The sequence below is a fragment of the Sphingobacterium sp. UBA7625 genome (assembly GCF_002484085.1).
Lineage (GTDB): Bacteria > Bacteroidota > Bacteroidia > Sphingobacteriales > Sphingobacteriaceae > Sphingobacterium > Sphingobacterium athyrii.
Genome location: NZ_DLJD01000014.1, coordinates 12,668 through 24,780, shown reverse-complemented (window position 1 = coordinate 24,780; position 12,113 = coordinate 12,668). Strand labels below are relative to the sequence as shown.

Genomic DNA, 12,113 nt, shown 5'->3' with positions numbered 1-12,113 from the left:
ACATCCTACATCTATCTAAACATCTCACTCACTGAAAATTTGGAGGGTTTCGTGAGTGGGATTTAGTTACAATTGATCATGTATTTATTAAATATTATGTATTGCTCCGTAGTACCCCTTGTTTAATCATATTTCCTATTTCAGAATACCTGTTGATTCGTTGCATATTTGGATTGTCGTCTGGTAAATTTGGCCCATCAATTTCGAATTGAACATTACTTAAATAAAAGCTAAAGTATCCATTATTAATGATTTCAATGGTAATGAACTCGAAGTGTGGCTCAGTTTGGTCAAAGTATTCCTCAGACTTGAAATGTGGATTAACTATTTCATCAAACTTCGTTGGTGTTAATATCAGATTATGTAACTTGCCTTCTCCTGTAATGTGGTCTACCTGATATAAGTAATTGTCTGGTTCCACCAATAGATTTTTAGATTCTGTTCTCAGATACTTATAGGTGAGCTTTCCAACTATTGGATCAAGAAACCGATCATGCATAAATACATATGCATTTATTTTCTTTAAATCAATAGTGATGTCTACTCCTTTAATTATTTCAGCCCATAAATTCTTATTTAACACTTCTTGCCTGAATAATTCTGGTGTGCTAAATAGATCTTTCATGTTAATGGAAAAGATCGGAGGATGATCAGGTTGTAATGTCGCTGTCTTACCTGTATTATTGTACCAGCCGACCCCTAGCTCCGCATCAAGTTTTATTTTATAAATGGTCTTTTTAATTCTGATATATACTAAAGTCTGCCAATTCTTATCAGAAGCTTCATGTATTGACAGTAGTTCTATACCTACTTTTTTCCCATATTCCTTGGCTTTCTTTGTAAACCCTTTATTGCAAATTAATATTCCTTTATTAGCTAGCGTATCTTCAATAACAGATTTAAATTCATCTACTACTTTTATATCCGCTGGTCGTGAATAATCTTTAGCTTGAATAATTGTTAAATATGATATGCCCATATTCTGAAATCTGATAGATACATCAATCTGCCTCTTAGTATTTGAATTTTTACCAAGAATGTAATCATCCTGTTTGATTTCAGCATTTGGTGCAAGCTGTTTAAATAGCCTCTCAACTAACAGCTCATATTGCTTTCCTTTACTCATTTAAATATAAAATTTAACGACCCATATTAATTATAAGCAACTGACAAGTTGGTATTTATATATAATTTTTAACTGTTTCTATTAACAAAGGTACTTGTAGCTCGACACCCTTTTCTACTGCCTTTGCTGCTATTTTTCCAACCCATCCTAATATTTTCTTACCTAAACTGTCTTTAGGCTCAATCTTAATCAGTTCCTTTAGTTCGACTATGTCAGTCTCTTCAACACCAATTCTCTTTAATTCATCTGAAAGCTGATCCAATGAGTAACTCGAAGTAAGTGTTTGTTCGATTGTATCACCAATCCCTATATTTGAATTTGCATTGTTACCATATATATTTTGATTAATGATGTTCTGCACTCTCTGTTCATTATCTCTTTGGTTTCTAGAGAATGTGTTCTCAAAATCAGGGAATGCATCATTCAACTCTAATAAGGTATCTAACAGCTTCTGTTTAGTCAATTCAAGAATTCGTTTCATGTCAGTTATTTGAAAACGTCTTTTAACAGCTATAATTTGGTAATCAATATCAGCAAGGTCATCAAGTGCTGTCACTAAACTTTGTGGCGCAAGCTCATATCCAAAAGCATTACTACCTGCATCCATTGCGTTAACCTCTAAAGTGCTAATACTTTGTTTTATTCGCAATTTATAAAAGGAAATTTCTGAGTTAAGACCTTCTTCTAACTTTGACACATCGCATGGAATAGTCATAGATCCACGATACGAATCGTATACCTCTAAATAAATTTCACAATTAATTATTCTATAATCAGGTAGTAGTCCATCCGTATAACCATTTATCTCTTGTTGTAACCATTCTTTAAAGTTTGTATTGCTAGTCTTAAATGCAATAATTTTAGCCCTAGTTAGTGCCGAGGTCAAACTAATTTTTTCAAACGTTAAGTCCTCAATCAGTTCCTTAATCATAATATTCTTGTGTTAATATTCCTATTATTTCAGTTTCCTTTGTTTCTTCAATTCCTCTTGCAAGGATTTGAGGCGCTCTGGTTTTACAAATACTTCATAAACAATTGAAATAAACAAATCATGGAGACCATTTGCATCTTCTTTAGAGAAATCATGTAATTCAGGATCATTATCTGGATGAGCTCCTTGATTACCAACATCCTTAATAATACGTGAGTTATCATGAAAAACATCTGTTAAATCTATACTCAGAAGATTTTTATTTTCTTTCAGCCATTCTAATTGATTGTACAGTGTTTTTCCCTTTGCACCTAACACATCTTTTGCAAGGATTTGAATTGCTCTTCTAAATAGGATTGCAGAAGCTATATACTGAGAGTTATTAAGGCAATAATTAGCTTCATTTAAAGTTTTGTGAAGTGCTGTATATGACTGAGGTATATCTTTATTTACTTTGCTTTCTTCACCTATTGGAAGTCTATACAACTTATACAATCTATAAACGTATGTGAACTTTGTTGAAGTTTCTAATTTATGCGAAATCTGCTCTTGAAATTGAATTGTTTTAATAAAACTCCTTCTTCTGCAAGCCGGACACTCGACATAAATTGCTATGAACTTTGGTAATTCGTTGGAATTAGGATAAGGCGAATAATAAGATTCGGATTGTACTTGCAAAAAAACATCTTTATTACAATGGTCACAAACAGCAGGCAATTGATTATTTATAAGGCTATTATTTGATTCATACACACATTCGTAATGTGTCTTTATGTATTCTTCAAATTCTTGTATATTTAATAATTTCATATATAAAAATAGGATCGGTAATATGGCATTCCGTTACGGAATCACTAGCATAAAGATATGCCAAACTAAATTAAAAACGAAATCTGACTACATCCAAATTCGTTTTTAATGCGTTGCAGTTTGTCATACTTGATGCCTTAGTAATCCCTCCACTTCATAAAAACTCCTTTGTCTTTTGAATAAGCATTGCATGCACATTCAAAATCCAACCGCTTTTAGAGTCTGGCTCGCCTGCTGATCGCTCAGGCTCCGATGTTGTCACTATTTTTTAAATGGCCTGTGGCTAAGTCCACCGCTGTCAAAAATACCGCCAACAGTTTCCGTATACTTCGTATATATCGCTGAATCATGCTAGCGCATTTCTCTTCAGCGACCTTCGCTCAACTCGCAGGACGGCGAGCGAATACAGATCGATCCCAGCGATATAAAAAATTAATAGTAATAGCTGTCGGTTTTTGACACCCGTATCATTGTATCATAATTACAATGAGAACGGACAACAAACATATCGATCAATCATCAGAACTCTCTGCATTGCGGGATGAGATTTCTGATTTGAAAAATATGATGTCTGTTATGCAGGTAATTATTACCACTCAAAACAAACAGATCGCTGAGATACATAAATCCTTGTTCAATAATCCAATTAAATCGAAAGATACTGTTAGGGAAGAAAGAATACAAGCCAGAATGGGTAAGATTATAATGAAGAATTTAAAGAAATAAATGCCAATTCAATAGTTTTAAAAGACATTCAGTGCCACATTCTATTTACAGGAACTTTCAATAAAAAATCAATCGACTAGTTATCAATCTATTACACTGTTAAATACGGTAAATAAATCTGTCAAAACTCTGCCAAAAACCGTATATTTAATAAAAATTTATATCATATGAAGAAGAGAAAAGTGGCTTTAAACGCAAAAGAGCAACTTTTTACAGTTGCTCTTCGTTCAGCGGAAAGGGAGGGATTCGAACCCTCGATACAGTCATCCCGTATACAGTCTTTCCAGGACTGCTCATTCGACCACTCTGACACCTTTCCGTGTTTCAGTGCACAAATGTAGTAATTTTTTGCGTTATTGCAATACCACGCAGCTTTTTTTAAGAACGATTTTTCCTATGCTATTGATCATAAGCGCATTGTTTTTAAATTTTTTTGAATAAAACATATTTCTTATTTTTCAGTATGACAAATACTTATTTAAACATAAAAAAGAATATTTTGGAAGTTGCCCTCGAGCGAACAAATGACCGGATCGCAATGATCGAATCGGCATTGGAAACAGCCAGGGATTCGAGTAATGATGATACGAAAAGTAGCGCCGGAGATAAGTATGAAACCTCAAGGGAAATGATCCAGCAAGATATCAATCGGTATCAAGGGCAGCTTGTTGAGGCGAATAAAGATTTATTACAGCTCACGAATATTACGTCAGCGGTGGGTGATAAAACTGATTTTGTTAAATTGGGAAGCCTTGTCAAAACAAATGTGGGACTTTATTTTATCGCCACAAGTATTGGTGCAATAAAAATCGGCGATAATAATGTTTTTGTCATTTCAGCGGCATCACCTATAGGGCAGTTGCTCCTTGGTAGAAAAATAGGAGAGAGTTTTCTGTTTAACAGATTAAATCAGACCATATTGGAGCTTTATTAATTGCCGAAAAAGAAGAAAGCTAAACAATATGCCTTCATAATTGTTTTCACTATGAACGAAAATAAAACGATACGATGAAATTAAACAGATTACTTTTGATATTTTCATTCGGTGTTTTACCTTTTGTTCACTCTTGCCGGTCACCAGAATCCGATGATAAGCTAAAGTCAAAAATTGAAGAAGCTTTAATAGATAACCAGGGCATAGCAGTGGATGTAGAAGAGGGTAATGTTACATTGAACGGGCAATTAGGATCGGATTCATTAAAGCAAGTGGTTGAAGAGAAAACAAAGGCCGCGGGAGGTGAAGATGTTAAATCCATCCACAATAATATCATGGTCAATCTTCCTGAACCTGAAGATGCGCGTGAAAAATATCATGAAATAGTTGAGGGAGCGGTCGATTCCACGATCACTAGAGATGTCAATCGGGTACTGGAAGATTTTCCGACTATTACAGCACAGGTAAAGGAAGGAATTATTATTGTAACAGGTAATATTGAAAAAACACGAATGGATTCCCTAAAGAAAAGATTGGAACATATTAAGCCTAAAGGTATTGATATGAAGGGAGTTACCAGTCGTTAGTTTTCATATTTCAATGGAAATATAAAAGCTACGCATCAACAGATGGGTAGCTTTTACTATTGTGCATATGTTTATTTACCCCTAATTTAAACATTTTCCATCAAATCCCGAATAGCGACTGAGGCAATGGCACCTCCAAATGCTGCGGGTAGATAGGACATTGTTCCATAGGCTGACTTTTTAAAATTACTCCCATCGGTATATAGCAAGGAGCTTTTATCCGGAAGCTCAGTTGAAAAGGCAACTTTAACACCTTCACGGATACCATGTTTACGCAACTTCTTACGAATATGTTGAGCCAGTTTGCAATTATAAGACTTGCTAATATCTGCGATCTCAATTTTTGTCGGGTCAACTTTGCCACCTGCACCCATTGAACTTACAAATGGCATTTTTGCATCCAGTGCCAGCCTGATGAAGAATAACTTCGGTGTAATACTATCGATGGCTTCCACACAATAGTCGGGCGCCATTTCCAATAAAGCCGGAATTTTTTCAGGGATAATAAAGTCTTGGATCACGGTCAATTCCAATTCTGGATTAATGGCTAAAAGGCGCTGTCTCATGATTTCAGCTTTCGCTTCACCATGGTTCGTTGCAAGAGCCGGTAGCTGCCTATTTCTGTTGGAGGGGTCTACAGTATCACCATCTATTATGGTCATTTTACCGACCCCCGCACGGCAGATAAATTCAGCCGCAAAGGAACCCACACCGCCCAGGCCCAGAACCATCACGTGTGAATTCGCTAATTTTTCCAAAGCTGTCCTACCGACCAGTGCCTCGGTGCGTGACAGCCAACTTAAATCTTTCATTTTTTTAATACAATCTTATAATTATGATATAATGCCTGCTTTAACATCTCTACTGGAATAGATCGGACTTGGGCGACATATTGATATAGGGTGGCAACTTCTGTTGCTGTATAGGTATCTGTTTCTAAAAATAAATGTGTAAAGGGGATATTTCTTACGACTTCGTCCTGGCTGCCATCCAAACAATGGACACCGATCGAAAGGTAATACCCTTTATCCATAAGCTGTTTGGCCAAAGTCCAATTCTTGCGATAGCCATGGAAGATAACCGGTAAATGAAATTTAGCTTTTACCAAAGATGCCAAAACTTCCTGAAAGGCACGAACACAGTGAATAATCAGCGGCTTCTGAAAAGTAATGGCCAAGAGAATCTGTTGCTCAAAAACCTGTTGCTGTTTTTCGAAAGGAATAGCGCTATTTTTGTCCAGGCCGCATTCGCCTATTGCCACAACATTCGTTCTTTGTATCATTGTTTGCATCAATTCTAACACTTTTTCCGTATTGCTGTTGATGTACCATGGATGTAAGCCGATAGAGCAGTCTCCGTCAACGATAGTCTCATTATGGTTCAATGCTATATTTATAACAGATCGGTTGAAACCGTCCTGTATCATATCAAGCCGATGTGTATGTATGTCGATATAGGGAACCTGCATTGTCAAAGGACAAAGGTCGAAAAAATAGTTGAAGCAAAAAATATTCTCTATAAATTTAGTATAGTTTTATTGCTCCAACTTGCTGTTGAGTGCCTGCAAGATTGCGGAAGCCTTTAAAAGACATTCCTGATATTCTTGCTCCGCCAATGCTTGGTTGGTAAGGGCTCCGCCGGTATGAAAGGACAGGTATTTTTCGCGTTGATTGTACAGGAGGGAACGGATGACGACGTTAAAATCAAATTCATCACGAATAGTATCAAAATAGCCTACCGAGCCTGCGTAAATCCCTCTTTTGGAGCCTTCAATCTGATCACAAATGCGCATGGCAGCAATTTTGGGTGCACCCGTCATTGAGCCAGCAGGAAATGTATGTCTAAAGACGTACATATTGGACACGTTGGGATCCTGTATGCAGCTGATTGTAGATATCATCTGATGTACTTGTTTAAAAGACTGGATTTCAAACAGACGTGTGGCTTCAACTGTTCCGGGAAGCGCGCTCCGTGTTAAATCATTACGAACAAGATCTACGATCATTACATTTTCGGCGATCTCTTTCTGCGACTGGAGCATACGATTGATAATATCCCGGTCTTCGTGCTCAGTGATGCCTCTTTTAGCTGTGCCTTTGATGGGTTGAGAGATTAAACGGCCTTTTCTCTTGGTCAAAAAACGCTCTGGAGAAGCGCTCATAATAAAATGAGGTCCAACTTTAAAAAAATTACTGAATGGGGTAGGTGAAACTGCATTCAATTTTAGATAGACCTCAATCGGAGAAATATCTGCATTTTCTGCGAAGAACTCCTGACAGAGATTTACCTCGTATATGTCACCACGTTGGATATGTTGCTGCACTTTATCAAAGGCATCAAAGTATTCTCCTTTTGTCCACCGTGAGCGTACGTGCAGATCTAGTGCAGCTTTAGCTTGCGGAGCTGTCGTCTCACAGATGGATTGATACACGGCAACTGGATCGTCGGCTTGGATGCGCACCTGCATACCGCTGATGCTTATCGTAATCGCCGGGACAAAAAAATAGGCTGATGGAAAACCAAGCTTATCCGTTGTGCTGGTCTGTAATTCTTCAATCTCATTCTTGAGGTCATAGGATAGAAATCCCGGAATAACATCGCACGGATGTTGCAATAAGAATTGCTGTAATTGATCCAGTACATTTTCATCTGCACAAAAAGAATGTAAGGCCTTCACCGCCAGCATGCTTTCAAATCTTCCCCATTGGTCTGGCGACCCATTGCTATTAAAGAAAGAAATTTCATCAAATTGCCCCGACCAGTGCAGGGCTTTCTGATGAAATTTATCTTTAGAATCGAGAAGATCAAAACTTTCGATCCGCATATTTTACTTTGATAAAGCCAATGTTTGTTTACGATCCGGACCTACCGATAAAATCGTGATCGGAACTTCGAGCGCTTTCTCCAAATAAGAAATATAGTTACTTAATGCCTCAGGAATCTCAGCCTCAGATGTGATACCTGTCAAATCTTGTTTCCACCCTTGGATTTCTTCCAAGATTGGCTCTGCCTGATGTGTGATAATCTCGTACGGCATATAATCAATCACTTCACCATTATAGTTATAATGTGTACATGCGTAGATCTTGTCAAAAGTATCCAATACATCAGCTTTCATCATGATAAGGTCCGTTACACCATTGAGCATGATCGCATATTTCAGTGCAGGAATATCAATCCATCCTGTACGGCGTGCACGTCCCGTTGTAGCACCGAATTCATGACCCAATTGACGTAGTTTTTCTCCTGTCTCATCATGAAGTTCAGTAGGGAAGGGGCCTCCACCCACACGTGTTGCATAGGCTTTAAAAATGCCGTATACTTTACCGATTTTGTTCGGTGCGATACCAAGACCTGTACAAGCTCCAGCAGTTGTCGTGTTGGATGAAGTCACAAAAGGATAAGAACCGAAATCGACATCCAAAAGAGTACCTTGGGCACCTTCAGCCAATACGCGTTTGCCTTCTTTCAGATATTGATTGACCAAATGCTCTGAATCGACATGCGGAATGGTTTTAATGAATTCAATCGCAGCCAAGAAGGCTTGCTCTTTTTCACTGAAATCAGGAATTTCACCATAGTGAGAAAGAATGTTCAAGTGCTTTTCTTTCAACTTTTGGTAACGCTCCTGAAAGTCGGGAAGGGTCGTATCACCTACACGTAAACCATTTCTACCAGTTTTGTCCATATAGGTCGGACCGATACCCTTCAATGTAGATCCGATCTTGCCGGCGCCCATTTTCGATTCCGAAGCAGCATCCAATAATTGGTGTGTCGGCAAAATAAGGTGTGCTTTGCGTGCTAATACCAAATTGCCTTTACCCACCGGATCAAAACCAGCTGTCTTAAGGTTGTCTAATTCTCTTTTTAGGATAATCGGATCGATAACGACACCATTACCAATAAGATTTAGTGTACCTTCATTGAAGATACCAGATGGAATTGTGTTGAGCACGAATTTTTTGTTATCAAATTCCAACGTGTGTCCGGCGTTAGGGCCGCCTTGGAAACGAGCGATTAAATCGTATTTTGGACAAAATACGTCTACGATTTTACCTTTACCCTCGTCACCCCATTGTAAGCCCAAAAGCACATCAACTTGCATAGCTTTTAAAGTATAGTAATTAAAATGTTATTAATAAAAATAGACTCATTAAAAAAATAAAAATGTTCAGGAATTTTTCTCCTGAACATTCCTGAACAAATGTACTATTATATTTAACAAAAATATAAGATTAATTTGAAATAGCTTCCTGAGCTACGGTTTCTTCTTTTTTATTTTTTTCTTGACAATCTTGACATACACCGTATAAATTTAAAGAATGGTGCTTGATGTCAAACTTCAATAAATCCCCCATGAGGCTTTGGATCTGGTTGATACGTGGGTCGCAAAATTCAACAACCTTATTGCATTCAATACAAATCACGTGGTCGTGCTGCTTGAAGCCATAGGATTTTTCAAATTGAGCCATATTGCGGCCAAACTGGTGTTTGGTAACCAAGTCACAAGAAACCAAAAGTTCGAGGGTATTATAAACTGTAGCACGGCTGACACGGTATTTTTTGTTCTTCATATGGATATACAAAGACTCAACATCAAAGTGATCAGTACGTGAATAAATCTCTTCCAAGATAGCATAACGCTCCGGAGTTTTTCTTAGATTTTTATTTTCTAAGTATGCTTCAAAGATTTTTTTTACAGTTGCAAAATTTTCAGCTTGATTCATAGTAAAAATATTCTTGTACAAATTTACCAATTTAGATTGACATTTGATAGTATTTCTAAATTGTGATATTCATTTGATTAATTTTCGGACTCATACCGATTTACTCCTGTTATTCCCCGGACTTGTTTAAGGTTTTTCATCAAGCTCTCCAATTGTTGCGTATCATTGACATATACCATAATATTCCCGTCAAAAATACCATCGTTACTCGATATGGATAGGGAGCGTATATTGACCGCAAACTCTTGGGAAATTACCGTAGTAAGCTTATTGACCAATCCGACGTCATCGATACCCACAATATGCAGGCCGGTCAGGAACGCGGAGTCTTTCGTCGATGCCCAGCGTGCCTTCAAAATACGGTACCCGTAATTCGCCATCAATTTGGAGGCATTGGGGCAGCTGGTGCGATGAATCTTGATGCCATCATTGACCGTCAGAAAACCGAAAATGTCATCACCGGGAATTGGATTGCAACAAGGCGCTAGGGTATAGTCAACTTTTTGCATATCATCACCGATAAGGATAGTGTCAAACTCCTTTTTATTGATTTTTTCAACCAAACCGCCAATATGACTGTTGAACTGATTGCCCGAAGAAGATCCTGCATTGATTTCAACCGCTTTTTCATGGGCGACGTACTCCCGCAATTGCTTGATATCAACGATGCCTTTGGCCACGTTATAAAAGAGATCCTGGGAACTTGGATACTTCAGATAATTAGCAATTTTGTTGATATTATCGGTATTATAGGTGACTTTCAAAGACTTCAATTTACGCTCGAGAATCTCTTTTCCATCCTCTGCGACCCGTCGTTTTTCTTCTTTGAGGGAAGATCTGATTTTTGATTTCGCTTTTGCGGTAACCACAAAATTGAGCCAGTCTTCTTTTGGCGACTGTTTGCTGGAGGTGATAATCTCGACTTGATCACCATTTTGTAGAACGTGGCTAAGTGGAACTAATTTATGGTTTACTTTGGCCCCGATACAACTTGCGCCGATATCGGAGTGGATCTCAAAAGCAAAATCCAATGCAGTTGCATTGTTGGGTAATTGGATTAAGGTGCCTTTGGGTGTGAAAATAAAAATTTCATCCGAGAACAGATTCATCTTGAAATCATCCACAAAATCCATGGCATTCTGATCAGGACTGCTGAGTACATCACGTACCTTTTTGATCCATTGATCTAATCCTGAATCGGAATTGGATTCTTTGTATTTCCAGTGTGCCGCAAATCCTTTTTCCGCAATTTCATTCATCCGCCTGGTCCGAATCTGTACTTCCACCCATTGCCCCTTGGGGCCCATTACCGTTGTATGCAACGATTCGTAGCCATTTCCTTTGGGCGAAGAGATCCAATCGCGTAAACGGTCCGGGTTGGGACGATATAGATCCGTTACGATGGAATATACTTTCCAACATTCGGTTTTTTCCTTTTCATCCACCGCGTCAATAACGATACGAATAGCAAATAGGTCATATACTTCTTCAAATGGAATTGACTTTTTGCGCATTTTGTTCCAAATCGAATGAATCGACTTGGGTCTTCCAAATACGGCGGCTTTAACTCCTTGTTCTTCTAAAATTTCTTTAATAGGACCGATAAAATCACCTATGAATTTTTCCCGCTCTGCCTTCTTTTCGTTCAGTTTTCGCGCAATAAATTTATAGGTATCCGGATCAGTAAATTTCATGGACAAGTCTTCCAATTCGGATTTGATCGCATACAAACCCAAACGATGCGCCAAGGGGGCATAAAGATAACTGGTCTCTGAGGCAATCTTCAACTGCTTATCTCTTGCCATAAATTCCATCGTCCGCATATTATGCAGCCTATCCGCCAATTTGATAAGGATAACGCGTACGTCATCGGCAAGCGTGAGCAACATTTTACGAAAGTTCTCGGCCTGCATCGAACTATTGGGGTCAAATATTCCGGAAATTTTTGTCAATCCGTCGATAATACGACGAACTTTTTTTCCAAACATTTCCTCGATTTCGTCCAAGGTTACATTAGTGTCCTCAACAACATCATGGAGCAAAGCGCATACAATGGAGGTCGTCCCTAAACCAATTTCCTCGGCGGCAATCTGCGCTACCGCAATCGGATGATAAATATAGGGTTCTCCTGATTTGCGGCGCATCTCCTTGTGGCTATCCAGGGCCAAATCAAAAGCTTTACGAATCTCTTGTTTGTCCCCGCGCTGCAAAGTAGGCTTACAGGCACGCAATAATGCACGGTAACGTTTTCTTATCTCTTTGTTTTCTGCTT

The 12,113-nt window shown here is 38.2% G+C and carries 12 protein-coding genes and 1 tRNA gene; 3 read left to right on the top strand and 10 right to left on the bottom strand.

The genetic code is table 11. From position 1 onward, the window contains the following. Positions 1 to 94: 94 nt before the first annotated feature. Genes B4G94_RS04610 through B4G94_RS04600 form a run of 3 tightly spaced genes read right to left on the bottom strand, consistent with a single transcriptional unit; the run spans position 95 to position 2,867 of the window. Positions 95 to 1,126, bottom strand: coding sequence for a restriction endonuclease (locus tag B4G94_RS04610; RefSeq protein ID WP_286857409.1), 1,032 nt, complete (start codon positions 1,124 to 1,126; stop codon positions 95 to 97). A 55-nt stretch (positions 1,127 to 1,181) separates the two neighbouring features. Next, positions 1,182 to 2,057 carry a hypothetical protein gene (locus tag B4G94_RS04605; protein WP_286857407.1) on the bottom strand — a complete coding sequence of 292 codons (876 nt, stop codon included), beginning with the start codon at positions 2,055 to 2,057 and terminating at the stop codon, positions 1,182 to 1,184. A gap of 24 nt (positions 2,058 to 2,081) precedes the next feature. Next, positions 2,082 to 2,867 (bottom strand): DUF4145 domain-containing protein, encoded by a 786-nt coding sequence (locus B4G94_RS04600; protein ID WP_286857405.1) that lies wholly within the window; start codon positions 2,865 to 2,867, stop codon positions 2,082 to 2,084. A 486-nt stretch (positions 2,868 to 3,353) separates the two neighbouring features. On the opposite strand from B4G94_RS04600, the gene B4G94_RS04595 reads away from it, so the two are divergent. Further along, positions 3,354 to 3,593 carry a hypothetical protein gene (locus tag B4G94_RS04595; RefSeq protein ID WP_286857404.1) on the top strand — a complete coding sequence of 80 codons (240 nt, stop codon included), beginning with the start codon at positions 3,354 to 3,356 and terminating at the stop codon, positions 3,591 to 3,593. A 231-nt stretch (positions 3,594 to 3,824) separates the two neighbouring features. On the opposite strand, the gene B4G94_RS04590 is transcribed toward B4G94_RS04595, so the two are convergent. Further along, a tRNA-Ser gene (locus tag B4G94_RS04590) sits at positions 3,825 to 3,912 on the bottom strand. A 144-nt stretch (positions 3,913 to 4,056) separates the two neighbouring features. Here B4G94_RS04590 and B4G94_RS04585 point away from each other — a divergent pair. Continuing rightward, entirely contained in the window at positions 4,057 to 4,527 is a 471-nt protein-coding gene (locus B4G94_RS04585) for a hypothetical protein (protein ID WP_108634300.1), read from the top strand. Between the two features lie 74 nt (positions 4,528 to 4,601). Continuing rightward, positions 4,602 to 5,114 carry a BON domain-containing protein gene (locus B4G94_RS04580; RefSeq protein WP_108634299.1) on the top strand — a complete coding sequence of 171 codons (513 nt, stop codon included), beginning with the start codon at positions 4,602 to 4,604 and terminating at the stop codon, positions 5,112 to 5,114. Positions 5,115 to 5,200: 86 nt separating this feature from the next. Here the strand turns inward: B4G94_RS04580 and B4G94_RS04575 are convergent, their stop codons facing one another. The 6 genes from B4G94_RS04575 to B4G94_RS04550 all read right to left on the bottom strand — a co-directional run. Beyond that, positions 5,201 to 5,926, bottom strand: coding sequence for a tRNA threonylcarbamoyladenosine dehydratase (locus tag B4G94_RS04575; protein WP_108634298.1), 726 nt, complete (start codon positions 5,924 to 5,926; stop codon positions 5,201 to 5,203). Beyond that, entirely contained in the window at positions 5,923 to 6,540 is a 618-nt protein-coding gene (locus tag B4G94_RS04570; protein ID WP_286857401.1) for a TatD family hydrolase, read from the bottom strand. The genes B4G94_RS04575 and B4G94_RS04570 overlap by 4 nt, the downstream gene beginning before the upstream one ends. Positions 6,541 to 6,648: 108 nt before the next feature. Next, positions 6,649 to 7,938 (bottom strand): anthranilate synthase component I family protein, encoded by a 1,290-nt coding sequence (locus tag B4G94_RS04565; protein WP_286857398.1) that lies wholly within the window; start codon positions 7,936 to 7,938, stop codon positions 6,649 to 6,651. Positions 7,939 to 7,941: 3 nt separating this feature from the next. Further along, positions 7,942 to 9,219: an adenylosuccinate synthase gene (locus tag B4G94_RS04560; RefSeq protein ID WP_104381933.1), complete on the bottom strand. Its 1,278-nt coding sequence runs from the start codon at positions 9,217 to 9,219 to the stop codon at positions 7,942 to 7,944. A 130-nt stretch (positions 9,220 to 9,349) separates the two neighbouring features. Next, positions 9,350 to 9,841 (bottom strand): Fur family transcriptional regulator, encoded by a 492-nt coding sequence (locus B4G94_RS04555; protein WP_104381932.1) that lies wholly within the window; start codon positions 9,839 to 9,841, stop codon positions 9,350 to 9,352. Between the two features lie 77 nt (positions 9,842 to 9,918). Further along, on the bottom strand, positions 9,919 to 12,113 hold a 2,195-nt coding region (locus B4G94_RS04550; RefSeq protein WP_286857397.1), incomplete at its 5' end, for a RelA/SpoT family protein.